Raw genomic sequence first — 26,991 nt, 5'->3', positions numbered from 1 at the left:
GCAGATAAATACAAGGACATAGCCATGGAAAACCTGAGCATCCCGGCGCAGATGCGTTGCATCGAAGTGAAAAATGCAGGGCCGGCCAGCACATTGCAAGTGAACTCAAGGGCGGTTCCGCAACTGCAGGCAAGTCAGGTCCTGGTGAAAGTTGCGGCAGCTGGCGTAAACAGGGCTGATCTATTGCAGCGCCAGGGGCTCTATCCAGCACCGCCAGGCGAGTCCGACATTTTAGGCCTGGAAGTGGCCGGTACTGTTGTCGCCGCCGCAGACACAGAGCATCAACCCTGGCTGGGGCAACAGGTGTTTGGCCTGGTGCCGGGGGGCGGTTATGCCGAGTATGTGGCATTGCCTGCCGCGCATCTGATGAAAAAACCACCTGAGTGGAGTTTTAGCCAGGCGGCGGCCTGCGCCGAGGTGTTTTTGACTGCCTATCAGGCGATGGCCGAAGTGGCGCATTTGCCTGCACAAGGACGCTTATTGGTGCATGCCGGAGCCAGTGGTGTTGGTACTGCTGCAATACAGCTGGGAAAATTGTTCGGGGCTACAGTTGCAGTGACAGTGGGGAGCGACGAGAAAGCTCAGGCTTGCCTGGCGCTTGGTGCTGATTATGCGGTTAATTACCGGGCGCAGGACTTTGTTACTGCATTCAAACAATTGAGCCCCGCCGGATTTGATCTGGTGATTGACCCGGTTGCCGGCGACTATCTGAACAAAGACCTGCAACTGTTGGCCATGGACGGACAAATCCTGGTTCTGTCGATGCTGGGCGGTCGGTATGCCAGAGAGCTGGATATGGCGCTGATGCTGAAAAAACGTGGCCAGTTGCTGTGTTCGACTTTACGTAACAGAACAGATGAGTACAAAGCAAAGCTTATTCAGAGCTTTGTGCAGCGCTGTGGTATGGCATTGGGGTCGCAACTTCAGCCCGTGCTGGCGCAGAGCTTTTGTTTTAACGATGCTGAGCAGGCGCATGCGCTGCTGCAAAGCAACAGTGTGGTGGGCAAATTAGTGCTCTGTTGGTAGCTAGGACGGGTTCACGCCAGCCTGAACTTTAATTTTTTCCAGCACTGCATACAGGCCATTGTTGCGCGACGGGCTTAAGTTTTGGGCCAATTGCAGTGTAGCCAGCAACTGCTCAGCTTGTGCCAACTGTAACTGGCTGGACGGCAAGCCATTCAACTGGCAAATCAGAATGCAGGCCAGGCCTTTTATAATGCGGGCGTCGCTGTCGAAAGCCCAATAATGCCGCTGTGTGGCTGTATCTTTGTAATGGACCAGCCAAAACTGACTTTCGCAGCCCCGAACTTTCAGTTCATCCCGTTTCAGCTCGTCCGGCAGGGTGGGCAGTAGTTTGCCCAACTGCATTAAAGACCGGTATTTGCTTTGCCAGTCGTTGGTTTGCAGCAAAAGCGGCAGCTGTTCCTGCAAAATGGTATCCAGCGCCACCGCTGTATTTGTAAAGATATCTTGTCGGACCACTTAAAAGAACTCCGGTAATTTCGTCAGTATGTCGATACTTTGCGCAATTTCAGTGACAGTTGTGTAACCAGCCAGCGATAAACGTACCGCCCCTTTGACATTGAGCTGCTGAAAAAGCGGCATGGCGCAATGCGTACCAGCCCGGGCGGCCAGTTTAAACTGGTTCAGCACTTCAGCCACGTCCGCAGGATGCTCATTTTTCAGGTTAAACAGCAGGATCCCTGCGTTGAGATCGGGCTGTGATAACAGCTCCAGTCCGGGGATCTGCATACAGGCTGCATAAAGTTGCTGCAACAGCTGGGTTTTATGCAGTTTTAAGCCTTGTTGGTCCTGTTTCTGCAACCAGGCAATAGCAGCAGCCAGGCCAACAGCACCGGCCATATTGGGCGTGCCGGCTTCCAGCCGGTAAGGCAGGGCAGCAAAACTGACCGCATCCAGGCTGACATGCTGGATCATCTCACCACCGCCAAACAGCGGCCTTAACTTCTCAAGCAGCTCAGTTTTGGCACAAAGCACACCAATACCTGTGGGTCCATAGAGTTTATGGCCGGAGAAAATATAGGCGTCTATATCCAATTGCTGCAGATCGGGTTGTTGCCAGACCACGCCCTGGGCACCGTCCACCACCACCAGAGCTCCAGCCGCTTTGGCCATCGTCACCATCTGCTCCATCGGTTGGATATGACCCAACGCATTGGACACCTGAGCAAAACTGACGACTTTCGGCTGGCGTTGTAACAATTGCTGATAGGCGGTCAAATCCACCCTGTTGTGCTGGTCTAATGGGACAAAATCAAGCTCAATACCGGCAGATTTGGCATGCAGCTGCCAGGGGACCAGGTTGGCATGATGTTCCAGTACCGTCAGCAGCACCCGATCGCCCGGCTTAAGTACAGTGCCTGTCAGGCCAAACACCAATTGGTTAAATGCGGCGGTGGCACCACTCTGGAAAATCACCTGATGGCTCGAACCTGCATTCAGAAACTGTGCAACTGTCTGGCGAGACTGTTCAAAAGCGGCGGTGGCCAGCTGGCTTAAGCCATGGGCTGAACGGTGCACGTTGCTGTTCTGGGTCAGATAAAACTGCTGTTCTGCCGCAAGGACTGCTGCAGGCTTGTGCATAGTGGCGGCGTTATCCAGGTAGATCCACTCCGGATGCTGCTGAAAAAAGCCAAACTCGGCGCGAAAAAGCTCTGCTGAAAAAGTCACATGTCAGGCCTCTGAAAACACAAAGGCCGGATTTTAACATCCGGCCTTTGTTATGCTAAGTGCTTTCTGACTTAGTCTTTTTTCACGAAATCGCGCTGAGTGTAACCTGTGTACAGCTGACGAGGGCGGCCAATTTTGTGGCCTTTGTCAGACAGCATCTCATCCCAGTGAGAAATCCAGCCAACAGTGCGGGACATCGCAAAAATTACGGTGAACATGCTGGTTGGAATGCCGATGGCTTTCAGGATGATACCTGAGTAGAAATCCACGTTCGGGTACAGTTTCTTCTCAATGAAGTAGGGGTCTGACAGTGCAATACGCTCCAGCTCCATGGCTACATCCAGCAGCGGGTCTTTGATATTCAGTTCTTTGAGCACGTCGTGGCAGGTTTCACGCATCACTTTGGCGCGAGGGTCAAAGTTTTTGTACACGCGGTGACCGAAGCCCATCAGACGGAAGCTGTCGTTTTTGTCTTTGGCGCGGGCGACGAACTCAGGAATACGGTCCACAGAACCGATTTCCTGCAACATCTTCAGGCAGGCTTCATTGGCACCGCCGTGTGCAGGACCCCATAACGATGCGACACCGGCAGCGATACAGGCATAAGGATTCGCGCCTGAAGAACCGGCTAAACGCACTGTCGAGGTGGACGCGTTCTGTTCGTGGTCCGCATGCAGCATGAAAATGCGGTCCATGGCTTTGGCCAGCGTTGGGCTGACTTTGTAATCTTCTGCCGGCACAGAGAACATCATGTGCAGGAAGTTTTCGGCGTAGCTCAGGTCGTTCCGTGGATACACGAATGGCTGACCGACAGTGTATTTGTAGGCCATAGCCGCAATGGTTGGCAGTTTGGCAATTAAACGGTGGGCAGAGCGCTTGCGCTGTGCCGGGTCGTTGATGTCCAGGTCAGAGTGGTAGAAAGAAGACATAGCACCCACGACACCACAGAGCATGGCCATAGGGTGTGCGTCGACACGGAAACCCTGGAAGAAGGACGCCAGCTTTTCGTGCACCATGGTATGGCGGGTAATGGTATGAACAAAGTGTTCGTATTCAGCTTTGCCCGGCAATTCGCCTTCCAACAACAGGTAGCACAGCTCTAAATAGTCTGACTTTTCAGCCAGTTGTTCAATTGGGTAACCACGGTGTAATAACACGCCGTTGTCGCCATCAATGTAGGTGATTTTTGATTCACAGGAGCCGGTGGCCATAAAGCCTGGATCGAAGGTGAAGTAACCGTGTTGACCTAAAGTACGGATGTCAATTACGTCGGTGCCAGCTGAGCCAGAGTAAATGGGGAGCTCGATAGGGGCCTGGCCTTCGATCTGCAAGACAGCTTTTTTGCCTGTCATTGGATTTCTCCTGTTTTTAATTGGGTTGAACCTTTATCGCGGCTATTCTAACGTCAACCGCAGAGTAAAAGTCAATTTTAATGCGCGAATGCATAATAAGTATTCGACTCTGGTCGTATTGCCTGATTTTGCACATTCGTTAGGCTAAACAGATTGATCTTTTCTATAACTTGATGCAGCAGGTTTTAGGAATAAACCACTTGGGTCGCTTTTGTAGGAAGAATTTAAGATTTGGATTCAAATGTAAATTGTAATCCGAATTAGCGAAATATATACTGTCGCGGGTTTTTAAACCTGTTCAGTGCTTGATAGATAAGACCCTGGCTGAACCTCTCAAAGCGAAAGCCTGTATATCCATTGGGCGTTGACTGAGTAATCAGCAACAAATAATGACAACAAAGCTCGTAAAAGGGCGTCGATGGGCAAGAAACTGTGAAAAAGCAAAGACCTGTAAATCTCGACCTTACAACTATCTCTTTTCCTGCGTCTGCCAGAGCCTCCATTCTTCACCGTGTAACGGGCGTTGCCATGTTCTTTGCACTGGTGTTCGTAATTTGGGCCTGGGCAGTGTCTCTGTCTTCTCCGGAAGGCTTCGAGACCGTCAAATCTGTAATGCAATCCTTTATTGCCAAGTTTATTGCTTGGGGCACTATCACAGTGCTGACCTATCACATTCTGGGTGGTTTGCGTCACCTGGTGATGGATATGGGTCACTGGGAAGAGCTGGAGTCTGGTAACACCAGCGCCAAAGTAACGATCGCATTGTGGATTGTGTTAGCAGTAGTAGCAGGAGTGTGGTTATGGTTCTGAATCAAGCCAGTTTAAAGCGTGACGGTGTTCAGGACTATGTCTCGCTGCGTGCAACAGCCATCATTCTGACGTTGTACACCTTGTTTATTCTGGGTTATTTCCTCTGTACACCAGAGGTGACCTACGACAGCTGGAAAGGGCTGTTTTCCAACGTATTAGTGAAAGCCTTTACTTTATTAGCCTTAGTTTGTATCGCGGTTCATACCAAAATCGGCTTATGGCAGGTGTTGACTGACTATGTCAAAAACGCCCGTCTGCGCGCTGTGCTGCAGTTTTTGCTGTACACGCTGGCTTTCGGTTATGTAGCTGTCGGTCTCTTTGTTTTGTGGGGTGTTTAAGTGGCTATTCCAGTACGCGAATTTGATGCCGTGGTGATCGGCGCAGGTGGCGCAGGTATGCGCGCCGCACTGCAAATCACTCAATCAGGCCTGACCTGTGCCTTATTATCTAAGGTCTTCCCAACCCGTTCTCACACTGTGTCTGCCCAGGGTGGTATCACAGTTGCGTTAGGCAACTCGCACCCTGATAACTGGGAATGGCATATGTTCGATACCGTTAAAGGCTCCGACTACATCGGTGACCAGGACGCGATCGAATACATGTGTAAAACCGGTCCTGAAGCCATTACTGAACTGGAAAACATGGGTTTACCTTTCTCCCGTTTCGAGAACGGCCGTGTCTATCAGCGTCCCTTTGGTGGTCAGTCGAAGAATTTCGGTGGCGAACAAGCCGCCCGTACCGCAGCAGCAGCGGACCGTACAGGTCATGCCTTATTGCACCTGCTGTACCAACAAAACGTAAAAAACAAAACTCAGGTGTTTTCTGAGTGGTATGCCCTGGATCTGGTGAAAAACCAGGACGGCGCTGTGGTCGGTTGTACCGCTATCGACATCGAATCCGGTGAAATCGTTTACTTCAAATCCCGTGCAGTGGTGCTGGCCACTGGTGGTGCGGGCCGTATCTTCGCTTCTACCACTAACGCGCACATCAACACTGGTGACGGCGTGGGTATGGCACTGCGTGCAGGCGTGCCAATGCAGGATATGGAAATGTGGCAGTTCCACCCGACAGGTATTGCCGGTGCCGGCGTCCTGGTGACCGAAGGCTGTCGCGGTGAAGGTGGTTACCTGTTGAACAAAGACGGTGAACGTTTTATGGAACGTTATGCGCCAAACGCCAAAGACCTGGCCGGTCGTGACGTGGTTGCCCGTTCTATGATGACAGAAATCCGTGAAGGCCGCGGCTGTGATGGTCCTTGGGGTCCACACATCAAGCTGAAGCTGGATCACCTGGGTGAAGAAGTTTTAGAAAGCCGTCTGCCAGGTATCTGTGAACTGTCTCGTACCTTCGCGCACGTGGACCCGGTAAAAGAACCTATTCCTGTGATCCCAACCTGTCACTATATGATGGGTGGTGTACCGACCAACGTTCATGGTCAGGCACTGCGTCCAACAGCTGATGGCCGTGAAGAAGTGATCCCAGGCTTATTCGCCTGTGGTGAAATCGCTTGTGTGTCTGTCCATGGTGCAAACCGTCTGGGTGGTAACTCGTTACTGGACCTGGTGGTGTTTGGCCGTGCAACTGGCTTGCACCTGGGCGAAGCCTTGGCGGCAAGCTCCGAATACCGTGCAGCCTCTGACTCTGATCTGCAAGCCTCGCTGGCCCGTACTCAACGTTGGGAAGACAGCAAACCAGGTCAGGGTGAAGATCCGGCGCAAATCAAAAAAGACTTGCAGCAATGTATGCAACTGAACTTCTCGGTATTCCGTGAAGGTGCGGCTATGGCTGAAGGCTTAGAGCAGTTAAAAGTGATCCGTGAACGTCTGAAGTATGCCCGTCTGGACGACAAGAGCAAAGAGTTCAACACTCAGCGCATTGAATGTCTGGAACTGGACAACCTGATGGAAACCGCGTTCTCTACTGCAGTTGCTGCCAACTACAGAACCGAGAGCCGTGGCGCCCATGCCCGTTTTGACTTCCCGGAGCGTGATGACGAGAACTGGTTGTGCCACAGCGTTTATTCGCCTGAGACTGAATCTATGTTCAAACGCAAAGTGAATATGGAAACCAAGTTCCGTCCGGCTTTCCCACCTAAAGCCCGTACTTATTAAGAGGGATACAGAATGAATAAGTTAGTATTCTCTATCTATCGCTACAACCCAGATGTGGATACGGCGCCACGGATGCAGGACTATGTGCTGGACAATCCGGAAGGCCGCGACATGATGGTGTTGGATGCCCTGTTGAAATTAAAAGAACAGGACCCAACCTTAAGCTTCCGTCGCAGCTGCCGTGAAGGTGTCTGTGGTTCAGACGGTCTGAATATGAACGGCAAAAACGGTCTGGCCTGTATCACTCCATTGTCTGCATTAGGCAAAGGCAAAGGTGGCAAGCTGGTGATCCGTCCGCTGCCTGGTTTACCTGTGGTACGTGACTTAGTGGTTGATATGACTCAGTTTTACACTCAGTACGAGAAAGTAAAACCTTATCTGATCAACGACGGTTTACCACCAGCAGGTGAATACCTGCAGTCCCCGGAAGAGCGTGAGAAGTTAGACGGCCTGTACGAGTGTATTCTGTGTGCCTGCTGTTCAACCTCTTGTCCTTCATTCTGGTGGAACCCGGACAAGTTTATCGGCCCAGCGGGTCTGTTACACGCGTACCGCTTCCTGGCGGACAGCCGTGACACGGCCACTGAGCAACGTTTAAACGATTTGGATGACGCGTTCAGCGTGTTCCGCTGCCATGGCATTATGAACTGTGTCAACGTATGTCCAAAAGGATTGAACCCGACCAAGGCCATTGGTCAAATCAAATCCATGTTATTAAACCGGGCGCTGTAAAGCGCCCTTCGTTAGTTCAAAGTCGAAAAATAAGCCTTGGTGAAAATCATCAAGCAATAGCATTGCTAGTTTTTCCAGGTGCTTCGAATAAAGGGAAACCAAATGCACGAAGGTGTAATGAAGGCGTGGTTGGAGTCTTCGCACTTAGGCGGTGGCAACATGGCCTATGTGGACGAACTCTATGAATCCTACTTAGCCGACCCGGCTAGTGTTGACGAAGAATGGCGTCAGTTTTTTGCCAGCCTTCCGAAGATTGACGGTGTTGATCTTGAAACCCGCCACAGCGATGTCCGCGCTCAGTTCTTAGACTTGGCGAAAAACAAACACCGTGAAGTCATTACGGTGGCAGGCGGTGGTACTGATCAGCGTCAGGTCAAAGTACTGCAACTGATTAACGCCTTCCGTTTCCGTGGCCATCAACACGCCAATCTCGACCCTTTAAACCTGTGGAAACAACCACGGGTGCGTGATCTGGAATTATCTCACCACGATCTGACCGAAGCCGACTTTGACAGTGAATTTAACGTAGGCTCCTTCGCCGGCGGTGAAACCAGCATGAAGCTGGGCGATCTGTACAAAGCCCTGGAGCGTACCTACTGCGGCACCATTGGTGCTGAGTATATGCACATTGTATCCACTGACGAAAAGCGCTGGATCCAGCAACGCCTGGAGTCTGTGCAGTCGCAGGCCAATTACAGCAAAGAACAGAAGCTGCAGATCCTGAAAAACCTGGTGGCGGCTGACGGCCTGGAAAAATACCTGGCCTCAAAATTCCCAGGGGCCAAGCGCTTTGGTCTGGAAGGTGGTGACGCCTTAGTGCCCATGCTGAAAGCGATGATCCACCGTGCCGGTGAGCAGGGCGCCAAAGATTGTGTCATTGGTATGGCTCACCGTGGTCGTCTGAACACCCTGATCAACGTGCTGGGTAAAAACCCAAGCAAGCTGTTCGACGAATTTGCCGGTAAATACGAAGTGGTCGGTGCCGGTGACGTGAAATACCATATGGGTTTCTCGTCAGATTTCGAAACCAAAGGCGGCAACGTGCATTTGGCACTGGCCTTTAACCCGTCGCATCTGGAAATCGTCAACCCTGTGGTGATGGGTTCTGTGCGGGCCCGTTTGGACCGTCGTGGTTGTGTCGACGGCTCTATGGCACTGCCCATCACCATCCACGGTGACTCTGCTTTTGCAGGCCAGGGGGTGGTCGCTGAGACCTTCAACATTTCTCAGACCCGTGCCTTCAAAGTGGGTGGTTCTATCCGTATCGTGGTGAACAACCAGGTTGGTTTCACTACGTCGAACCCGGAAGATACCCGTTCTACGCCGTACTGCACTGACATCGCCAAAATGGTTCAGGCGCCAATTTTCCACGTGAATGGCGATGACCCTGAAGCTGTGGTTTTTGTGGCTCAGTTAGCTGTGGATTACCGCAACACCTTTAAACGTGACGTGGTGATTGACCTGGTGTGTTACCGTCGTAACGGTCACAACGAAGCGGACGAGCCGAATGCAACCCAGCCGCTGATGTACCAAAAAATCAAAAAGCACCCGACGCCACGCGAACTGTACGCTCAGAAACTGGCACTGGAAGGTGTGATTGCAGCAGACGACGTGCAGAAGCTGATCGACGGCTACCGTGACGCGCTGGATAAAGGCGACTGTGTGGTGGAAGAGTGGCGTCCCATGACGGAAAGCATGGCCGACTGGACTCCCTACATTGGTAAAGACTGGGATGTGCCTTACGACGCTGCACTGCCAGTCGAAAAACTGGTGGATTTAGGTAACAAAGCCATTCAGTTCCCGGAATCTCACACACTGCAACGTCAGGTTGGCAAAGTGTACGAAGACCGTGCGCTGATGCTCAAAGGCGAGAAGAAAATCGACTGGGGCTTCGCTGAAATTCTGGCGTATGCCTCTATCGTCGGTGCGGGTAACCGCATCCGTATCGTCGGTCAGGATTCTGGCCGTGGTACCTTCTTCCACCGTCATGCCGTACTGCACAGCCAGGCTGATGCATCCACCTATACGCCACTGGAGCACATCAGTGCTGACCAGGGCCCGTTCCAGGTGTATGACTCCGCGCTGTCTGAAGAGGCCGTGCTGGCATTCGAATACGGTTATGCCACAGCTGAACCGACTGCACTGGTCATTTGGGAAGGCCAGTTTGGTGACTTCGCCAACGGCGCTCAGGTGGTGATCGACCAGTTTTTAAGCTCAGGCGAGCAGAAGTGGGGCCGGTTGTGTGGTTTAACCCTGTTACTGCCTCATGGTTATGAAGGCCAGGGCCCGGAACACTCCTCAGCCCGTCTGGAGCGTTTCCTGCAATTATGCGCTGACCACAATATGCAAGTGGTGGTGCCGTCCACACCTGCGCAGGTGTTTGCGATGATCCGCCGTCAGATGGTGCGCCCACTGCGTCGTCCGCTGATTGTGATGTCGCCAAAGTCGCTGCTGCGCCACCCATTAGCCACCTCTTCACTGGAAGAGCTGGCCAGCGGTGTGTTCCACAACGTGATTGGTGAAATCGACACCCTGAAGCCAAGCGACGTCAAACGCGTGGTGATGTGTAGCGGTAAAGTCTATTACGACCTGCTGGACGAGCGCCGTAAACGCAATATCACCGATATTGCCATTGTGCGGATTGAACAGCTGTATCCGTTCCCGGCGGCAGAAATGGCCGAAGCGCTGAAAGATTACCAGCACGTGAAAGATTTTGTCTGGTGTCAGGAAGAACCGCAGAACCAGGGCGCCTGGTACTGCAGTCAGCACCACTTCTGGGCGTCAGTCCCGGCCGGTGCCAAGCTGACTTATGCTGGCCGCGAGGCATCGTCCTCTCCGGCGGTTGGTTACCTGTCCGTTCACAACAAGCAACAACAGGCTTTAGTGAACGCAGCCCTGACTCTTGTGTAATTAAAAGCGCGGTCTGGAACCGCGCTTTGCTGTATCCCAGTCAGGGGCCGGTTTGCGGACCTCTGACTTTGGCTTTTAGCTGCCAGCAGAAAGCTGGCAGATGAAACTGAACTCTGACCAATAGAATAGGTGACAAAGTGGAAATTAAAGTCCCGGTACTTCCAGAATCAGTTGCTGATGCAACAATCGCCACCTGGCATGTAAAAACAGGTGAAGCCGTAAGCCGTGACCAGGTACTGGTCGATATCGAAACAGACAAAGTGGTGTTAGAAGTGGTTGCTCAGGCCGATGGCGTGATGGGCGACATTTTGCACGACGAAGGCGCTACCGTTCTGGCTGAACAAGTCATTGGCCACCTGAACGCCGGTGCAGCCGCTGCTGCACCAGCCGCCGCTGCCCCTGCAGCAGCTCCGGCTGCTGAAGCGGCAGACAGCGACGATGTATTAACACCGTCAGTACGCCGCCTCATTGCAGAAAAAGGCTTAGACGCCAGCAAAATCAAAGGCTCAGGTAAAAACGGCCGTGTGACCAAAGAAGACGTAGAGAAATTCCTGGCTGGCGCGCCAGCTGCCGCTGCTCCGGCCAAAGCGGCTCCTGCTGCTGCCGCAGTCGTAGCACCAGTCACTGGTGACCGTTCACAGAAACGTGTGCCTATGACACGTCTGCGTAAGACCATTGCCAACCGTCTGCTGGAAGCAAAAAACAGCACGGCCATGCTGACCACCTTCAACGAAGTGAACATGAAGCCCATCATGGACCTGCGTAAGCAGTACCAGGACGTGTTCGAGAAGAAACACGGCATCCGTTTAGGTTTTATGTCGTTCTATGTGAAAGCGGTCACTGAAGCGCTGAAACGCTTCCCGGAAGTGAACGCCGCTATTGATGGCGACGACATTGTGTACCACAACTTCTTCGACGTCAGCATTGCGGTGTCTACACCCCGTGGCCTGGTCACGCCAGTACTGCGTGACTGTGACAAGCTGAACCTGGCTGAAATTGAAAAAGGTATCAAAGACTTAGCCATTAAAGGCCGTGACGGCAAACTGGCCATGGACGACCTGACTGGCGGTAACTTCACTATCACCAACGGTGGTGTGTTTGGTTCTCTGATGTCTACGCCCATCATCAACCCACCACAATCCGCTATTCTGGGTATGCACAAGATCCAGGACCGCGTGATGGTCGTGGATGGCAAAATGGAAATTCTGCCAATGATGTACCTGGCTCTGTCATACGACCACCGTATCATCGATGGGAAAGAGTCAGTCGGCTTCCTGGTGACTGTAAAAGAGTTGCTGGAAGACCCAACCCGTATTCTGCTGGATATCTAATTTCAGCGAACAGGTAAAAAAATGCCGGTTTATTTGTACCCCCGGCATTTTTTATCGAACCGATCGGCACTATAATCCGTGCCGGTTTAAAGTCTGGCTGCATCCCCCGGTGCAGCCTTAATGTCAAAATGAACGGAAAATAGCCATGAATTTGCACGAGTATCAGGGGAAGCAACTGTTTGCCCAATATGGTTTGCCTGTATCGAAAGGCATCGCCGCTGCCACTGTGGAAGAAGCAGTTGCAGCAGCTGATCAGATCGGCGGCGACATGTTTGTTGTTAAAGCTCAGGTTCACGCTGGTGGTCGCGGTAAAGCGGGCGGTGTGAAACTGGTTAAGAGCAAAGACGAAATCCGCGCTTTCGCAGAAAAATGGCTGGGCCAAAACCTGGTAACTTACCAGACAGACGAAAAAGGTCAGCCGGTTAGCCGCATTCTGGTGGAAACCTGTACTGATATCGCCAAAGAATTGTACCTGGGTGCAGTAGTAGACCGCTCTTCACGTCGCATCGTGTTTATGGCCTCTACTGAAGGTGGCGTGGAAATTGAAAAAGTTGCCCACGAAACTCCAGAGAAAATTTTAAAAGCCACTGTTGACCCACTGGTAGGCGCACAGCCATTCCAGGGCCGTGAACTGGCGTTCAAACTGGGCCTGGAAGGCAAGCAAGTTAACCAATTCGTTAACATCTTCTTAGGCTTAGCCAAACTGTTCCAGGAAAAAGACCTGGCGCTGTTAGAAGTCAACCCACTGGTGATCACGCCAGAAGGCAATCTGCACTGTCTGGATGCCAAACTGGTGATTGACGGCAACGCTCTGTACCGTCACCCAGAACTGAAAGCCATGCAAGACCCTTCACAGGAAGATCCACGTGAAGCACACGCTGCTTCGTGGGAGCTGAACTATGTCGCTTTAGGTGGCGACATCGGCTGTATGGTAAACGGTGCCGGCTTAGCTATGGGTACTATGGACATCGTGAAATTACACGGTGGCCAACCAGCTAACTTCCTGGACGTTGGCGGCGGCGCGACCAAAGAGCGCGTGGTTGAAGCATTCAAAATTATCCTGTCTGATGACGCTGTGAAAGCCGTATTCATCAACATCTTCGGTGGTATCGTGCGTTGTGACATGATCGCTGAAGGTGTAATAGGTGCAGTGAAAGAAGTTGGCGTAAAAGTTCCTGTTGTGGTTCGTCTGCAAGGTAACAACGCTGAACTGGGTGCTAAAGTGCTGTCTGAAAGCGGCCTGAACATCATCGCTGATACAGACCTGACTGGCGCTGCCAAGAAAGTCGTCGCTGCAGCTGCTGGCGTATAAGGGGTAAAGAATGAGCGTTTTAATTAACAAAGACACCAAAGTAATTTGCCAGGGTTTCACTGGTGCTCAGGGTACTTTCCACTCTGAACAAGCCATTGCTTACGGCACCAAAATGGTTGGTGGTGTAACTCCGGGCAAAGGCGGCCAGACTCACCTGGGCCTGCCAGTGTTCAACACAGTCAAAGAAGCGGTAGAAGCCACTGGCGCTGAAGCTTCTGTGATCTACGTTCCAGCTGCTTTCTGTAAGGATTCAATCCTGGAAGCGGCCAACGGCGGTATCAAACTGATCGTTTGTATCACTGAAGGTATCCCTACGCTGGACATGCTGGATGCCAAAGTAAAATGTGACGAGTTAGGCGTACGTTTAATCGGCCCTAACTGCCCAGGCGTCATCACTCCGGGCGAATGTAAAATCGGTATCATGCCAGGCCACATCCACAAGCCAGGTAAAGTTGGTATAGTTTCACGTTCTGGTACTCTGACTTATGAAGCTGTGAAACAAACCACAGATTTCGGTTTCGGTCAGTCTACTTGCGTTGGTATCGGTGGTGACCCAATCCCAGGTTCTAACTTCATCGACATCCTGAAATTATTCCAGGACGATCCACAGACTGAAGCCATCGTCATGATTGGTGAAATTGGTGGTTCTGCTGAAGAAGAAGCTGCTGCTTACATCAAAGCAAACGTAACCAAGCCTGTTGTGTCTTACATTGCCGGTGTCACTGCACCAGCTGGTAAGCGTATGGGCCACGCTGGCGCCATCATCTCTGGTGGTAAAGGTACTGCAGACGAGAAGTTCGCAGCCCTGGAAGACGCAGGCGTGAAAACAGTGAAGAGCCTGGCCGATATCGGTAAAGCTCTGAAAGAAATTACTGGCTGGTAAGTTGCCATTGGGCTAAAGCCCATTCGGTAAATTGCCATAAGGGCGGGGTTTAACCCGCCCTTATTTTTTGGATTTCAGGTGTCGTGCTTTATTGATTCAAAAGTAACGACAACGGGCTCTTCACCGCATTTCCGCCACGATTTAAGACATGGGTGTAAATTTGCGTGGTTTTTACGTCGCTGTGGCCCAATTGCTCCTGCACGGTACGGATATCGGCGCCAGATTCTAACAAGTGTGTAGTGACAAATTCATCGGGAATGAATTTGAACAGCCGAAGGCTGGCCCGCAGGGGAAACTACAGGGAGGTAGTTTCTAAAAAGTGACGTAACGTATGGCAGGTGACATTTTTCTCAATTCCTGCCTGATAGGCTGCGGCTTTAATAGCTCTACGAACGCTGGTTTCATCCATATGATGTCGACGGATTTGTTTGGATTCAGGGTCCTGACTCAGTAACGCGGAAGGAAACATATAGTGCCAGCCCATTTCTTTGGGGGCAGCAGGGTACTTTCTGGCAAGGGCGTTGGGCAACCAGACTCCTGCATAGGCAGGGTTATGTAAATCGGTGTTCAGGTACTGCTTTACATGTTCAATTTGCACTTTGAGGCTGGGCACAAGCTCAGGGGCCAAGGTAACCCTGCGGTTTTTATTGCCTTTTCCTTGCCAGACCAATACCGACAAATAATCAAAATCCAGGTCTTTAACCCGTAACCTTACCGCCTCCATCAGCCTTAGACCGCTGCCATATATCAACTGCGCCAGCAATTTGTATTTAGGATCGATGAAGGCAAGTAACTGCTGTACTTCAATGCGGGTAAGCACCACAGGCAATTTTTGGCAGATTGTTGATTTGTTAAAATTCAACTCCAATGATAGCGGCCGGAGAATGATATGCCGATACAAGAAACTTAGAGCATTTAAAGCCGTGGCCTGAGTTTTCACAGCGACAGAGCGTTGATTGGACAGATAAGACAAAAAACGTTCAACATCTGTATCAGACAACTGATTTGGATGGCATTTATGGTTGAAGAGAATGTAAAACTTAATCCAGTACAGGTAAGTGTCCACAGTACGCTTTGCGTATCGTCTTGACACCATAAACTCCCGCACGTAGTCCAAAAAAGGTGAAGCCATTTTTTGCCTCCAACTACTGTTTAAATAAACAGTGATTCACCCTGAGTAAAAAATCCACCAACTAGCGTACTTCAAGTACGTATTTTTTCGGGCTAGTGAATTTTCTGTTTTGGAAAAAGTTGTTGATTTATAGGAACTTCGGCGTTAATTTGGCATGAGTAAAAATCAGGAAAGAAGGCAAAAAAATTTCCGACTTGCGGGCGTTTTGCCTTCTATTAAATTGTTATGTAACTATGGATAGATAATGAAGTGCCCTCATTGCAAAGGTAATATTGGTTTTTTCTCTAAAGCACTAAACGGTTTCGGAAAAGAGAGGAAATGCCCTCATTGCAGCAAAAAAGTAAAAATGAAGATAAATTGGAAGATACTTGCAATACTGCTCCCCTTAGCATTTCTCTTTCATTTTTTTATATTAAAACCTGCTGTAATTATCGCTGGGTTCAGTGGTTCTGGGGTAGCGGGGATCTCGGGGGCATTAGCAGCAATACTTTCATTCAGGCTGTACAGCGATGAACCGGAGTAAACGTTACATAACAATCAAATATTATCGCCAGCAAAAAGCGCTGGCTGCGACGTCAACCCGCTGCGCGGTTTTCCGCGCTAAATTTGGGCGTTAGGGAGTATCCAATTGAAGCTTAGCGATAGGTCACCCAAATCGAAAGAAAAGTTTGCCGACAGCTTGATGGCGGTTGCGAACACGCTTCATGGCGCAGTCCTTGTCAGCATCTTCGTCTTTCCGCTTACAGCGTTTCTAGCGGCAATCTTCGGAAACCAGGAGCCTTTTTCTTTTGTCGCAATAATTCAGAGAATGACTTGGGCGAATGTCGGGTTATTTGCGCTTGTCTATCTTGTGCCCATCGTGGCCGGAGTAAAGGCTAAAGAGAAAGCAATGGACTTGTACGATGAAGTGGCTAAATCAAGTCCCTAACAAGCACAATCACGTTCGCACCACTGCGTGGCGCTGGACCTCCGCACGCTAAGCGTTTCCGGCCCGTGTTGTGTGCGTTATATTTTTAAGGAGCTTTCATGCTAAATGGGATTAGAGTTTTTGATACTGTTCTAGATGGTCTACACATTAAAGATACCGTATCAAGAAACTCAGCTGATTTTTGGAAACCTTTTTGTAAGTCTGCAGGCTGGAAATTCAGTCATGAAAGAGTTCATTCGCTAAATGATTTAGAGTATTTTTTTTCTAAAAAAATAAAAGAAGACATTGTCATCTTTTCTGGTCACGGTAATGAAGATGGCTTTTACTTATCTAACGGTGAATGTTTTACTGGAAATGAGTTGAAAGATTTTCCGCAGAAAAATCATGATAAAGTAATTATATTCTCATCCTGCCTTATTGGTAAAAATGAAGAGTTAACTCGAGGCTTTAAATCATATTTTAAATCACAAGTTATATTTTCTTATCGCCACTTAATGTCAGACCGTTTTTGCTTCTTGAATGAATCAATATTGCTAACCACAATAGAGCACCTTTTTAATAAGGGCAAACTCAGTTTTACGCAAAATGATTTCATAAACTTTCAAGTAAAAACTGAGTTTATGAAAAACATGAATGAAAAGCACGTGAAGCTTCACCCAATGGTAATGACATAAAAATATAACAAGCCAGTCAAGAACGGACGCAAAACAGTTGGCTTGCGTTCATTCTTCGCTAATTTCAGCCAACTATTTTGCGCCGCTTACTGGGGCGTTGGTATGACTCCCCACGTCAAGCAGGTTGAGTAAATTCCTACTCATTTAAGAGCCCTTATTTTGCTGTTAAAGCGAGTTAATGCATCAGATGAAGCAGGTAATGTTCGTCGGTTGTCATGCTGGTATACGTGGATTATCAGCTTGCGCTAACAGAGCCTACCTTACTTATTCCGCCGTGGCACCTGTCTTCAGTCTAGGTTCGAGGTTCAGCAACTGTAAGGCTGCTGCCATCCTAACGCCGTCGGTGGTTGTGCCACACTCGATGCTTGATCCAATGCATTAACTCTAACCTGTCACTCATGCGGGCACCCTGGATAACCGTTTGGCTGGGTTCACTGGTGTCAGCACAACTTCCCGGGAGATAGCCCATATATAGGCAATCATCTCTCTGGCAATGGCGGTCACTACAAGGTTGTAATGTTTACCGCGCTTGATTAACCGCTGATACCGACGACAGAGGCGAAGCTGGGCTTGCCAGGCGATATCAGTGATTTCTTTAGGAAGGCTTTCTTGTCGTTTTTGCAATTCAGTGGAGATATTGGCCGCATAACGATAGGTGTGTGCGCCTTCAACCAACAGCCTCCTGGCTCTGGTATTCCCTGTTCTGGTAATGCAGCCTTGCCTGCGCTTGCTGCCACTCGTATGCTCGGATGGCACTAAGCCCAGATAGGCCATAAGCTTTCTGGGATGGTCGAAACGGGCTAAATCGCCAAGCTCAGCAATCACGCCAACAGCGACCAGCAGCCGGACTCCTCGCATAGCCTGTATAGCTTTAACAACAGGGTAGTAGCGCCAATTTTTGACGTGATAACTGAGTTCATTATCCAGTCGTTCTAAACGACGAATACGCTCACTAATAGTCTGTATAGCTTCCTGCAACACAATTTGTTGTGCGGGATGCGACAAGATGAGTTCAGTCAGCCAGCGCAGGTGTTTGGTCGACCAATTGTCTTGCACGTCACAGCGAATGTTATTACGCAGTAACATGGCTTTGAGCTGATATTTAGCGTCTTTTAAGTCTTTCATGGAGATTTCACGGGCACGGGATAAATCTCGCACCGCCTCATCTTCTGGTTCTGGTACATAAATAGGGTCAATATCACCAGAACGCAGCAGAACCGCGAGTTTAAGGGCATCACGTTTATCGGTTTTAATTCGTTCACCGGCTTTTTTAGGAATTAAAGATGGTGCCACAACATAGCAGCAATGACCAAGACTTGTGAGATAGCGATAAATCCAGTAACCACAAGGGCCGGCTTCATACACAAAGTGCAATGTAGACCCAGGGTGTTTGGATTCGAACTGGCGAACCAGTTTTTGCAACGCTGGTTTAGTGCCGCTAATACGTCCAAGACTGACAGGTTTGGAATCGCGGCTATCGTCGATATAAGCCACTTCAAAGAATTCTTTATGCGTGTCTAAACCTATGAAAGTGATGCTATTGTTATCCATGCTGACCTCCAGTAATGTATCGTAAACAAATACAGTATGGCTCTGGCTGCAAAGCTAACCCACGTCTTCGGAGGTCAGCACCTTGTGGAGTCATTATGTCTAGTTGCTGAAATCAATTAAGGAGAGATTATGGACTTTGGAAGCTTTTGGGCTGACATCATCGCAACCTTAGTTGGAGGTGTCGGCTTAACATTTCTATTCTTTTTCGCTAGAGAGAAGCTGTTTCCTATACCTGAAGTTACGGGAAGGTGGTACTTGGAAATGGTTACGGTAAATACAGCCTATAACCCTTACAAAGATATGATCCTCAGGTATGTGATTATTATCTGGAAAGAAGGAAATATCATAAAAGGTAGTGCTGAAAAAATATACGAGATTTCTTCTACTGGGGAGCGTGAGTACAATGGAAATGACAGAACTAGAGCTGAGATAGAAGGCTATATCCAGAAAAATTATCTAGGCAAAGATAGAGTCTACCTTCACTCAGTGGAAAATGGTCACGGGAGACAATCAACAAACTTCTATGACTTGTTGGTAAAGTCTGAGTCAGAAATGATAGGTGCTTTTAATTCCATGGTAGCTAACCAAGATGGCACCGTAAAATGCCAAAGAGAACCATTTTGAGATACATATACTATTTTCTTACTGTACCAGCCCACTTAATAGGTTGTTTTTTTCTTATTTTTAATGCTTTTAACTTTAAAGAGAAATTGCATAGGTGTATTCAGGTTATTGATGCTAGGAGCATGGAAATACCAGATTCATTCACGTCCTATTTAATTGCAGCAGAAGACCACCGATCCCCGTTTCATTATGGAGTTGATCATATTGGAATATTTCGGGCTTTGTTTTGTAGAATTTTAAACGGGGAAACTCAAGGTGCAAGCACCATTGAGCAACAGTTCGTCCGTGTTGTGACAGGTGATTACTCGCATTCAATTCTAAGAAAACTCAAAGAGCAGATGCTGGCAATACTACTCACAAAGAAAAGAAGTAAAGAGGACATTGCTAAGGCATATTTGGCAATTGCTTATTATGGTCATAATTGCGCTGGAACAAAGGGAGTTGAAAGTATATTGGGTAACAGTATTCAGCAAGCATCTGAAAAACAAATAATTTTAATTGTCGCCAGATTAAAGTATCCAAAACCTTCAACCAATGTCGTCAGATGGGAAGGTAAGATTCATCATAGGGCTCTCTATATTAAAGCTAGACATCAGCGTGCAACTAACAAGTCAAGGCATCGGATGCTTCGCACCACTGCTTAAAGCGTTAGCCTGAAATCCAAGCAGCAACATTAGTGGAGAATAAGGGGAAATAATGATAAGAATAACAATTATATTGTTCTCATTGACGTTGAGCAGTTTAAGCTTTTCAAGTAATTCATCATCTAATATTTTGAGTGCTGAAGATTCGGACCCGGTGAAAATGGATTGGATGGTTGGATTTCCACCATCCGCAGATAAACTTATTATGCAGCCGGAATCTGATTTTTTTAGTTTCCCAAAAATGAGGTGGACTGTTTGCCACATCCGAGAGTTGATGCCGACTAAACAAGTAAGCAGGGGAATCGGTGCGCCAACTTCTTTCGCTTACGCCAAAGATAAAAATATCGATTCAATAAAGTTCAAGCCGCTCAATAGTGAGCTTGAGATAACATGGGCCGCATCACTGTCAGAAAACTATACCGACGGTATTCTTATCCTGCACAAGGGGCAGATTGTTTATGAAAAATATTTGGGTTGTTTAAACGAGTTGGGGCAGCACGCTGCAATGTCGATGACTAAGTCTCTTACGGGGCTCTTGGCAGAAATGATGGTCGTTGAAGGCAGACTTGACGAGAACGCTAAAGTATCTTCAATAATTCCAGAACTCAAAGATAGTGCATTTGGCAGTGCGACAGTTCGGCAAGTAATGGATATGACAACTGCTCTGGAGTACAGCGAGGACTATTCTGATCCAAATGCCGATATCTGGCTTTACTCCAAGGCGGCAAGCCCTTTACCGAAGCCGAAAGATTACGAAGGCCCGAATGGCTATCTTGAGTATCTACAAACTGTTGGGAAAAGTGGTGCTCACGGAGAGGCCTTTGGGTACAAGACCATTAATACTGATGCACTAGGCTGGATCATTGCCAGAGTTACTGGTAAAGACGTTGCACATCTTTTGTCGGAGCGTATCTGGAGCAAAATAGGTGCGGAGCAGGATGGGTATATGACGGTTGACGCTAAAGGGATGCCTTTTGCTGGCGGCGGGCTTAGCGCTAGTCTGCGAGACCTTGGGCGTATTGGGGAGTTAATGCTTAATAGGGGGAAGATCAATGGACAACGAATTTTCCCTGAGAAGGTTGTTAAAAACATCTTAGCCGGTGGTGATAAAGCCGCTTTTGCCAAGGCAGGTTACAAAACTCTTCCCGGCGGTAGCTATAAAAGCATGTGGTGGGTTTTTCATAATGATCATGGTGCCATAGCGGCTCGCGGTGTCCATGGGCAGACGATTTACATAGATCCGACCGCTGAAATGGTTATTGTTCGGTACTCATCTTTCCCTACGGCCAAAAACGCAAAGATAGATCCAACGTCTCTGCCTGCTTACCAAGCTGTAGCGGAATACCTAAAAAACAAAAACTAAGGCTGACAAAACGCTGCACGCCGACACATACTGCTACGCTCGTTTTTGTGTGTCGCTTCGCGCCACTATACACAAAAACGCTTTCCGCAGTATGTGCGGGTAAACGGGGCGTTAGAAACACAAGGAGTAAGATGAACCAGCAAAATACAAATGCCATTGATATTCTATTGGATGAGAAGATCGGAGAATTTAAAGCATCATTTATTGATAGCTCACGATCTTTATTTGTAAATTCAGAAGGTAATTTGGTTCATCCTGGAGAATTTGGTGCTTATAGAGAAGGTGTTGTTAAAAAATATTTAACCAATATTCTCCCTGAAAGAATGGGAATGGAGTCAGGTTTCATTGTTACTTCAGGAGGAAAGATAAGCACTCAATGTGACATTATTATTTATGACAAATCAGTCACGCCTCTAATTCGAAATGAGAGCGGGCAGCGCTTCTTTCCTATTGAATCTGTCGTTTGTGTCGGGGAAATAAAATCTAAATTATCGCAATATGATCTTAAAAAATCGCTTAGAAAACTGGCAGACACTAAATCATTAAGAGATCATTTATACAATCCATGCTACATATACAGCAGGAAAGAAGAAGGCTTAAGTGGTCGTTATCAACCTGAAATAGATGAAAGAGATCAGATCATAACATTTATAATATGCGAAGAATTTTCATTCGACTCACATAACAATCTGTTTAATAGTTTTAGTTGTTATCGAGATGACCTTCCATATAGGCCATTTTGTCATCGGCATAACATGGTATTGAGCATAAACGATGGATTGTTGACTTACCTTCATCCTGATGGATTTTCGTACCCGTTTCCATCAAAAGCAACAATTAAATATGACTGCCATGGTACTGATCAAGTTAAAGAAGTTAGACTAACAGCTGAACTAATGAAGCATAGATTTATTGCTCCTAAAAAAGGTTCGTTCGAGCATGTACGCCATTTTACAAGTATGCTGTATACAGCATTATCTAGTGTGTCTGTTTTATTTCCTGAAATGGCAAATTATATTTCCGATAGAGAAGATGTTCTATTTATAGACTCAGAGCAAGATTTAAGGTGATTTCTAACAAATCAATCAACTGTGCGCTTTTGACGCCGGACGCGGCAAGCCGCGCCGGTTTTTGAAGCATTATGTGAAGGGTAATCAGTCAGCATATTCATCTGTATTGCCTTATTCCGGGTGGAACGCTAAGTACAACCGGTCGGAGGAGTATTTCTGACCTAATTCCGACCCTTTCCTGACTTCTCGTCGACGAGCTGCTGGTATTCTGCGTTTCAGCACTGGTTGGAAGAGCATGCACATTTTGCATATTGACGACCAGTACACCATTGTCCGGAGCGCTTAAGCGCAGATGCTGGGCTACAAATCACTCTGAACGAGAATACAATTATGAGAAAGTTCTATTTGTCGATGGGGTTGTGCACCGTTGTTGGTTTATCGGGGTGCACTAACAGTCTCATTTCCTCCTGGAAGGCTCCCGGTACGGCACCATTCAGATTGCATGGAGAGAAGGTGGCTGCCGTGGTTATAGCAAATGATCCGTCTATTCGTCTCGCTGGGGAGGAGGCGCTCGCGCGTGAGTTGTCCGCTCGTGGAGTCCAGGGTCTCCCTATGTATCAACTGCTTGAAGACTTAGATGTGGCTGAAGCACAGACCAAGGCAGATCCTCTCGCCGCATTCACACAGGCAATAGCTGAGGGAGGGCCTATGCCCAAGCCTTCCGCTAGTGACTTGAATGCGGTTGAAAAGCAGGCGAAGACAGATCCCCTTGCAGCACTCGCACAGGCGTTGCCAAGAGACGCTTCACCCGAATTACCACTGAACAAGCCGTCCAATGATAGTGTGGTGGACGAAGCCAGGGTTCGTGCCGCAGCAGAGAAGGCGGGAGTCACTGCGATAGTGGTTATGCGACCAGTGCACCTGGATAAGGAGATATCCTCCAGAGGTTACTCGGGGCCAACCTTTGGTGGATTCATTGGAGGAAATTTGGGGCCTGGATGGGGCTCTAACCTGGAGTCTGACACTGTACTTGTCATTGAGACACTTGTGTATGCGTTACCTCAAAACAAGCTGGTATGGGGTGGACAAAGCAAAAGCAAGAACCCTGGCAATGTGGACAGTCTGATCGAAAAAACGGCTGACCAGGTTGCCGATGAAATGGAACGCCAAGGGCTTATTTTAACTAAAAGTCGCTAAAATGTGATTTGACAAAAGTTAAAAGCAAAGACATCCAACCTTTAGGGTGTAGTAGTTAACCTCCGGCTATGTTTTGGTTAAGCATAGCCGGAGGTTTTTATCTGAGGTATCCCCATTTTTCCTTGGTGCGGCTATTTTTTAAAAAAATGAGCCCTGACTCTGGCTCAGGGCTCGTGTGGTTTGCTTGTACCGGCGGGGTTATTTCGCCGTTGCTTCTGCGGCTTCAACAATCAGCTGTGCCACTTGCTCTGGTTTAGAGGTCATCACCACATGAGAGGCATCTTCGATTTCAACAATCTTTTTAGCTCCGGCGCGCTCTGCCATAAATTTCATCGCTGCGGCAGGGATATTTTTATCGGCTGTGCCGTAAATGGCCCATGACGGAATTTTTTTCCAGGCGGGTGCCCCTGACGCTTCATGCAACGCGGCTTCTGTCACGGGGCGCTGCGTGGCGGCCATCAAGGCCGCTTCGGCAGCCGGTACGTCTGCTGCAAATTGGGTGTGGAATTTGTCCTGTTGAATATACAAATCTTTGTTGCCATCTTTTAACACCACAGGGGCAGCCAGGGTTGGGCCTAAGGTGCCGCCAGGGTAACGTCCTGATAATTCGGCAATATTTTCACCCTGTTCAGGAGCAAAAGCGGCAACATAAACCAAAGCTTTTACTTTATTTTGGTCTGGTGTGATCTGGCTAATCACTGAACCGCCATAGGAGTGGCCGACTAAAACCACCGGGCCTTTGGTGGTGGCTACTACATCTGACAGGTAAGCGGCATCACTTTTTACGCTGCGCAGCGGGTTTGCCAGCGCTATGACCGGGTAACCCTGTTCATGCAGTTCTGCCACCACACCGTTCCAGCTGGACGATTCAGCAAAAGCGCCGTGTACCAATACCACTGTGGGTTTGTCGGCAGCATATGCGGTGGCACCAAAGGCCAGGCCCAGTGTGGCGATGGCTGCGGTAAATAAAGGTGATTTAAAGTGAGTCATGTCAGTTTCCTTTTGGATTTGCAGGCTTAGTTCATTGGTCAGGCTCTTCTTGGTGCGCCGACCTCTGTAGTTTTTGCTCGCTTCGCACCGGGTCTGTTGTTTTCCCTTTGTGAACGGCTGTGGTTATAGTAAGGGGCTTGGCTTTCTTTTTGGCTTCAAATAGTCTAAGTTATGCAACAGATCGTCTAAATTGATTTGTTTTACAGTGTGAGGACTGGTGTGGACCGTTTATCGACCCTGCTCGCGCAATTTGGTATGCATGCCACCACCATCTTTGCTGGTGTGCTTGGCTCTGAACTTCGTTTTGATGCTGCAGACAGAACGGCCAAACTGCATTTGTTGCGTTCCGGTGAGTTGCTGTTTCAGCCGGACCCGCAAAAGCCGCTTTTGATCACTGAACCCAGTTTGTTATTTATCCCCCGGCCTTGTTGTCATCGCCTGGGCCCGGCAGTGGGGCTGCAGGGCGCTCAGCATCCACAATTAGTGTCAGCTGCGCTGAGTTTTGACGGCGGTTTAGATAATCCGTTAACCACAGCTTTACCTGCTTATGTGCTGATGCCTTTGGCTGACATTGCCATGCTCAGTGGCAATCTGGATTGGTTATTTGATGAAGCCTTTGCGCAGCATTGCGGCAAAAATGCGGTATTAAACCGCTTGTTTGAGCTGGTGGTGATCCAATTGCTGCGGTATATGATGGCTAATCGCAGTGTATCCACAGGCATGATGGCCGGGCTTGCCGATGTACGGTTGTCAAAAGCTGTGACGTTAATGCACGACCAGCCCGCCAGGGCCTGGTCTGTGGCTGAACTGGCCAGCGCCGCCAGTATGTCCAGAGCCAGTTTTGCCGCCAAGTTTCATAAAGTGGTGGGTATTACCCCGGCGGAATATCTCGTCAGCTGGCGGGTGAGCCTGACGCAAAAATTATTAAGGGAAGGCCGTCCTGTCGCTTTGATAGCTGATGAAGTGGGTTATGAAAGTCCTTCGGCTTTAGCCCGCACCTTCAGGCGAAAAACCGGCAGTAGCCCAAGAGAATGGCTGCAGTTGCAGCAGTGAATAAAAAAGACCTGAGCGGGCATTTTGTGCCGGACTATCAGACGGAGGCCTTGAAAGCATTGGAAAGTCAGTTAACCCTGTTGCCTGATCCACCAGGCCAGTGCCCGTTAACCCGGTTGAACACAAGGGAAGCACAATGAACCCAGACCTTCAGCACAGGCAAGCCAGCCTTGTCTATGCATTACCTCTGGTTGAGCAGATTTTGGCCAGTCACCAACACCGATTGGGCTCCGGTTATGCAGGCTACCGTAACCATGTGTACCGGGTGGTGCATTTGTGCCTGTCCTTTGCAGGAAACACAGCTGAGGACATCGAAAAAATTCAAATCGCCGGTGCCTTTCATGACATAGGGCTGTGGACAGCGCAAACGCTGGACTATTTGCCACCCTCGGCGCATGGTGCCGCTGATTATTTACGCCACATTGGCAAAGAGGGCTGGATTGACGAAATCAGTGCCATGATAGAAATGCACCATGCGGTGCGGTCCCGCGCGGCGGACCACAGCCGTCTGGTAGAGAATTTTCGCCGCGCCGACATTGCCGATTTTTCACTGGGGGTGTTTGCGATGGGGTTGCCACGCAGTACCATCTCAGCACTGAAACGTCAGTTTCCCAACCTGGGCTTTCATTGGTTTTTGTTCAAACGTGGTATGGCCTGGTTTTTCCGGCACCCGCTTAACCCATTGCCGATGTTTCGCTGGTAGGCGGCACTTGCCAACCCAAAAAATTCAAACAAAAGGAGATTGTGGATGAATATAAATGCGGCCTTGCTATTAAAACAACAACGCGCAAAAGCTGGCAAACAAGCGTAATATCCGCGCTTTATTTGCAAGTCCCAATAACACTGATGACAACAGACAGAAACCCGATGAAGTTATTAAGGCGGCTGGTACTGGCCAGCCTGGCCGTAGGTTTGGCTGCTTATGAGCTTCAGGCAGAAACAACAGAAGTTCAGATACTGCAGGACAACAGCCGCAACAGAGCTATTCCGGTGCTGTTGTACAGGCCAAATGAGGCGCAATGCACAGCAGAACAGCAGTGCCCTGTGGCGATGCTCAGCCCTGGGTATGGAGTGCCGCATACCGGCTATGCCTTTATTGCGGAGCAGCTGCGCTCTGAAGGTTATCTGGTGGTAGCGGTGCAGCATGATTTACCTACGGATCCGCCGCTGGCTAAAACCGGCGATTTGTTCCGTATTCGTCTGCCCATGTGGCAGCGGGGGGCGCAGAATCTGCGTTTTGTCCGGCAGCACCTTGCAACTCGTTACCCCGCCTTTGACTGGACAGCACTGACATTAATAGGTCATTCCAATGGCGGCGACATTTCTGCGTTGCTTCTGCGTGAATCGCCCGGTTTTGCCAGCAGGCTGATCACACTGGATAACAGGCGCTATCCCTTGCCACGCCACGACGCCGTGCAGGTGCTGTCTGTCCGCGGCAGCGATTTTCCTGCCGATGCAGGCGTATTACCCACGGCAGAGGAGCAGCGAAAGTCGGTCTGTGTCAGTACCATAGCGGGTTCCCGCCATAACGATTTAACCGATCAAGGCTCTGAGGCATTAAAAGCAACCATTAACCAGTTGATTGCACAGTTTGTCCGGCACGGGCGTTGTGGGCCTGATGTGGTGCAGCCCGGTGCACAGGCGCACCTTCTGCCCTAAACCAGCCCTGAAGGCAGCACAGCCTGTTGTTCGG

24 protein-coding genes and 1 pseudogene are annotated in these 26,991 nt (G+C 49.2%); 19 read left to right on the top strand and 6 right to left on the bottom strand.

What is annotated here, in order from left to right; all coding sequences use genetic code 11:
* Positions 1 to 24 precede the first annotated feature (24 nt).
* Positions 25 to 1,026 carry an NAD(P)H-quinone oxidoreductase gene (locus WKJ03_RS10085; protein WP_337842069.1) on the top strand — a complete coding sequence of 334 codons (1,002 nt, stop codon included), beginning with the start codon at positions 25 to 27 and terminating at the stop codon, positions 1,024 to 1,026.
* Here WKJ03_RS10085 and WKJ03_RS10080 read toward each other — a convergent pair whose 3' ends face one another.
* The 3 genes from WKJ03_RS10080 to gltA form a co-directional block, all read right to left on the bottom strand.
* Positions 1,027 to 1,482, bottom strand: a complete 456-nt coding sequence (locus tag WKJ03_RS10080; protein ID WP_337842068.1) for a SufE family protein — start codon at positions 1,480 to 1,482, stop codon at positions 1,027 to 1,029.
* On the bottom strand, positions 1,483 to 2,691 hold the full coding sequence (locus WKJ03_RS10075; RefSeq protein WP_337842067.1) for a cysteine desulfurase: 1,209 nt from the start codon (positions 2,689 to 2,691) through the stop codon (positions 1,483 to 1,485).
* 71 nt (positions 2,692 to 2,762) lie between these two features.
* Positions 2,763 to 4,043 (bottom strand): citrate synthase, encoded by a 1,281-nt coding sequence (gene gltA / locus WKJ03_RS10070; protein ID WP_337842066.1) that lies wholly within the window; start codon positions 4,041 to 4,043, stop codon positions 2,763 to 2,765.
* Positions 4,044 to 4,475: 432 nt separating this feature from the next.
* Between gltA and sdhC the strand changes: the two genes are divergently transcribed.
* The 8 genes from sdhC (at position 4,476) to sucD (ending at position 14,132) form a co-directional block, all read left to right on the top strand.
* The gene (sdhC, locus tag WKJ03_RS10065; protein ID WP_337842065.1) at positions 4,476 to 4,853 is read left to right on the top strand and encodes a succinate dehydrogenase, cytochrome b556 subunit; all 378 of its coding nucleotides are present in this window, start codon (positions 4,476 to 4,478) and stop codon (positions 4,851 to 4,853) included.
* The gene (gene sdhD / locus WKJ03_RS10060) at positions 4,844 to 5,191 is read left to right on the top strand and encodes a succinate dehydrogenase, hydrophobic membrane anchor protein (protein ID WP_337842064.1); all 348 of its coding nucleotides are present in this window, start codon (positions 4,844 to 4,846) and stop codon (positions 5,189 to 5,191) included. The genes sdhC and sdhD overlap by 10 nt, the downstream gene beginning before the upstream one ends.
* Positions 5,192 to 6,964 carry a succinate dehydrogenase flavoprotein subunit gene (gene sdhA / locus WKJ03_RS10055; protein ID WP_337842063.1) on the top strand — a complete coding sequence of 591 codons (1,773 nt, stop codon included), beginning with the start codon at positions 5,192 to 5,194 and terminating at the stop codon, positions 6,962 to 6,964.
* Positions 6,965 to 6,976: 12 nt separating this feature from the next.
* Positions 6,977 to 7,696 carry a succinate dehydrogenase iron-sulfur subunit gene (locus tag WKJ03_RS10050; RefSeq protein WP_337842062.1) on the top strand — a complete coding sequence of 240 codons (720 nt, stop codon included), beginning with the start codon at positions 6,977 to 6,979 and terminating at the stop codon, positions 7,694 to 7,696.
* Positions 7,697 to 7,798: 102 nt separating this feature from the next.
* Positions 7,799 to 10,606: a 2-oxoglutarate dehydrogenase E1 component gene (locus WKJ03_RS10045; RefSeq protein ID WP_337842061.1), complete on the top strand. Its 2,808-nt coding sequence runs from the start codon at positions 7,799 to 7,801 to the stop codon at positions 10,604 to 10,606.
* A gap of 137 nt (positions 10,607 to 10,743) precedes the next feature.
* Positions 10,744 to 11,937, top strand: coding sequence for a 2-oxoglutarate dehydrogenase complex dihydrolipoyllysine-residue succinyltransferase (gene odhB, locus WKJ03_RS10040; RefSeq protein WP_337842060.1), 1,194 nt, complete (start codon positions 10,744 to 10,746; stop codon positions 11,935 to 11,937).
* Between the two features lie 145 nt (positions 11,938 to 12,082).
* Positions 12,083 to 13,249 (top strand): ADP-forming succinate--CoA ligase subunit beta, encoded by a 1,167-nt coding sequence (sucC, locus tag WKJ03_RS10035; protein ID WP_337842059.1) that lies wholly within the window; start codon positions 12,083 to 12,085, stop codon positions 13,247 to 13,249.
* Positions 13,250 to 13,259: 10 nt separating this feature from the next.
* Positions 13,260 to 14,132: a succinate--CoA ligase subunit alpha gene (sucD, locus tag WKJ03_RS10030; RefSeq protein ID WP_337842058.1), complete on the top strand. Its 873-nt coding sequence runs from the start codon at positions 13,260 to 13,262 to the stop codon at positions 14,130 to 14,132.
* 88 nt (positions 14,133 to 14,220) lie between these two features.
* Here the strand turns inward: sucD and WKJ03_RS10025 are convergent.
* Positions 14,221 to 15,264: pseudogene (locus WKJ03_RS10025) on the bottom strand (integron integrase).
* 628 nt (positions 15,265 to 15,892) lie between these two features.
* On the opposite strand from WKJ03_RS10025, the gene WKJ03_RS10020 reads away from it, so the two are divergent.
* Together WKJ03_RS10020 and WKJ03_RS10015 are read left to right on the top strand one after the other, a co-directional pair.
* Positions 15,893 to 16,192 carry a hypothetical protein gene (locus tag WKJ03_RS10020; RefSeq protein WP_337842057.1) on the top strand — a complete coding sequence of 100 codons (300 nt, stop codon included), beginning with the start codon at positions 15,893 to 15,895 and terminating at the stop codon, positions 16,190 to 16,192.
* A gap of 98 nt (positions 16,193 to 16,290) precedes the next feature.
* Positions 16,291 to 16,866, top strand: coding sequence for a hypothetical protein (locus tag WKJ03_RS10015; RefSeq protein WP_337842056.1), 576 nt, complete (start codon positions 16,291 to 16,293; stop codon positions 16,864 to 16,866).
* Positions 16,867 to 17,262: 396 nt separating this feature from the next.
* Here WKJ03_RS10015 and WKJ03_RS10010 read toward each other — a convergent pair whose 3' ends face one another.
* Entirely contained in the window at positions 17,263 to 18,417 is a 1,155-nt protein-coding gene (locus tag WKJ03_RS10010; protein WP_337842055.1) for an IS110 family transposase, read from the bottom strand.
* A 129-nt stretch (positions 18,418 to 18,546) separates the two neighbouring features.
* On the opposite strand from WKJ03_RS10010, the gene WKJ03_RS10005 reads away from it, so the two are divergent.
* From WKJ03_RS10005 to WKJ03_RS09985, 5 genes are all read left to right on the top strand, one after another.
* Positions 18,547 to 19,041, top strand: a complete 495-nt coding sequence (locus tag WKJ03_RS10005) for a hypothetical protein (RefSeq protein ID WP_337842025.1) — start codon at positions 18,547 to 18,549, stop codon at positions 19,039 to 19,041.
* 122 nt (positions 19,042 to 19,163) lie between these two features.
* A complete protein-coding gene (locus tag WKJ03_RS10000; protein ID WP_337842054.1) occupies positions 19,164 to 19,685 on the top strand; it encodes a transglycosylase domain-containing protein in 522 nt (173 codons plus the stop codon).
* 52 nt (positions 19,686 to 19,737) lie between these two features.
* Positions 19,738 to 21,048, top strand: a complete 1,311-nt coding sequence (locus tag WKJ03_RS09995; RefSeq protein ID WP_337842053.1) for a serine hydrolase — start codon at positions 19,738 to 19,740, stop codon at positions 21,046 to 21,048.
* A gap of 131 nt (positions 21,049 to 21,179) precedes the next feature.
* Complete coding sequence (locus WKJ03_RS09990; RefSeq protein ID WP_337842052.1) at positions 21,180 to 22,118, top strand: DUF6602 domain-containing protein; 939 nt, start codon at positions 21,180 to 21,182, stop codon at positions 22,116 to 22,118.
* 552 nt (positions 22,119 to 22,670) lie between these two features.
* Positions 22,671 to 23,255, top strand: a complete 585-nt coding sequence (locus WKJ03_RS09985) for a hypothetical protein (protein ID WP_337842051.1) — start codon at positions 22,671 to 22,673, stop codon at positions 23,253 to 23,255.
* Between the two features lie 198 nt (positions 23,256 to 23,453).
* Here WKJ03_RS09985 and WKJ03_RS09980 read toward each other — a convergent pair whose 3' ends face one another.
* Positions 23,454 to 24,245, bottom strand: a complete 792-nt coding sequence (locus WKJ03_RS09980; protein ID WP_337842050.1) for an alpha/beta hydrolase — start codon at positions 24,243 to 24,245, stop codon at positions 23,454 to 23,456.
* A gap of 219 nt (positions 24,246 to 24,464) precedes the next feature.
* On the opposite strand from WKJ03_RS09980, the gene WKJ03_RS09975 reads away from it, so the two are divergent.
* From WKJ03_RS09975 to WKJ03_RS09965, 3 genes are all read left to right on the top strand, one after another.
* Positions 24,465 to 25,298, top strand: a complete 834-nt coding sequence (locus WKJ03_RS09975) for an AraC family transcriptional regulator (protein WP_337842049.1) — start codon at positions 24,465 to 24,467, stop codon at positions 25,296 to 25,298.
* A 136-nt stretch (positions 25,299 to 25,434) separates the two neighbouring features.
* Positions 25,435 to 26,001 carry an HD domain-containing protein gene (locus tag WKJ03_RS09970; protein ID WP_337842048.1) on the top strand — a complete coding sequence of 189 codons (567 nt, stop codon included), beginning with the start codon at positions 25,435 to 25,437 and terminating at the stop codon, positions 25,999 to 26,001.
* 164 nt (positions 26,002 to 26,165) lie between these two features.
* Positions 26,166 to 26,957: a hypothetical protein gene (locus WKJ03_RS09965; protein ID WP_337842047.1), complete on the top strand. Its 792-nt coding sequence runs from the start codon at positions 26,166 to 26,168 to the stop codon at positions 26,955 to 26,957.
* Positions 26,958 to 26,991: the final 34 nt, after the last annotated feature.

It is taken from the genome of Rheinheimera sp., assembly GCF_037442525.1.
Classification (GTDB): Bacteria; Pseudomonadota; Gammaproteobacteria; order Enterobacterales; family Alteromonadaceae; genus Pararheinheimera.
The sequence above is the reverse complement of the archived record's forward strand: the minus strand, read 5'-3'. Positions and strand labels throughout refer to the sequence as shown.

What these genes read in the sequence shown, in the direction of transcription:
- WKJ03_RS10085 (WP_337842069.1), top strand. Translation starts at nt 25, where the DNA reads ATGGAAAACCTGAGCATCCCGGCGCAGATGCGTTGCATCGAAGTGAAA.
- gltA (WP_337842066.1), bottom strand. Translation starts at nt 4,043, where the DNA reads ATGACAGGCAAAAAAGCTGTCTTGCAGATCGAAGGCCAGGCCCCTATC.
- sdhD (WP_337842064.1), top strand. Translation starts at nt 4,844, where the DNA reads ATGGTTCTGAATCAAGCCAGTTTAAAGCGTGACGGTGTTCAGGACTAT.
- WKJ03_RS10050 (WP_337842062.1), top strand. Translation starts at nt 6,977, where the DNA reads ATGAATAAGTTAGTATTCTCTATCTATCGCTACAACCCAGATGTGGAT.
- WKJ03_RS10045 (WP_337842061.1), top strand. Translation starts at nt 7,799, where the DNA reads ATGCACGAAGGTGTAATGAAGGCGTGGTTGGAGTCTTCGCACTTAGGC.
- sucC (WP_337842059.1), top strand. Translation starts at nt 12,083, where the DNA reads ATGAATTTGCACGAGTATCAGGGGAAGCAACTGTTTGCCCAATATGGT.
- sucD (WP_337842058.1), top strand. Translation starts at nt 13,260, where the DNA reads ATGAGCGTTTTAATTAACAAAGACACCAAAGTAATTTGCCAGGGTTTC.
- WKJ03_RS10015 (WP_337842056.1), top strand. Translation starts at nt 16,291, where the DNA reads ATGCTAAATGGGATTAGAGTTTTTGATACTGTTCTAGATGGTCTACAC.
- WKJ03_RS10010 (WP_337842055.1), bottom strand. Translation starts at nt 18,417, where the DNA reads ATGGATAACAATAGCATCACTTTCATAGGTTTAGACACGCATAAAGAA.
- WKJ03_RS10005 (WP_337842025.1), top strand. Translation starts at nt 18,547, where the DNA reads ATGGACTTTGGAAGCTTTTGGGCTGACATCATCGCAACCTTAGTTGGA.
- WKJ03_RS10000 (WP_337842054.1), top strand. Translation starts at nt 19,164, where the DNA reads ATGGAAATACCAGATTCATTCACGTCCTATTTAATTGCAGCAGAAGAC.
- WKJ03_RS09995 (WP_337842053.1), top strand. Translation starts at nt 19,738, where the DNA reads ATGATAAGAATAACAATTATATTGTTCTCATTGACGTTGAGCAGTTTA.
- WKJ03_RS09990 (WP_337842052.1), top strand. Translation starts at nt 21,180, where the DNA reads ATGAACCAGCAAAATACAAATGCCATTGATATTCTATTGGATGAGAAG.
- WKJ03_RS09985 (WP_337842051.1), top strand. Translation starts at nt 22,671, where the DNA reads ATGTATCAACTGCTTGAAGACTTAGATGTGGCTGAAGCACAGACCAAG.
- WKJ03_RS09980 (WP_337842050.1), bottom strand. Translation starts at nt 24,245, where the DNA reads ATGACTCACTTTAAATCACCTTTATTTACCGCAGCCATCGCCACACTG.
- WKJ03_RS09970 (WP_337842048.1), top strand. Translation starts at nt 25,435, where the DNA reads ATGAACCCAGACCTTCAGCACAGGCAAGCCAGCCTTGTCTATGCATTA.
- WKJ03_RS09965 (WP_337842047.1), top strand. Translation starts at nt 26,166, where the DNA reads ATGAAGTTATTAAGGCGGCTGGTACTGGCCAGCCTGGCCGTAGGTTTG.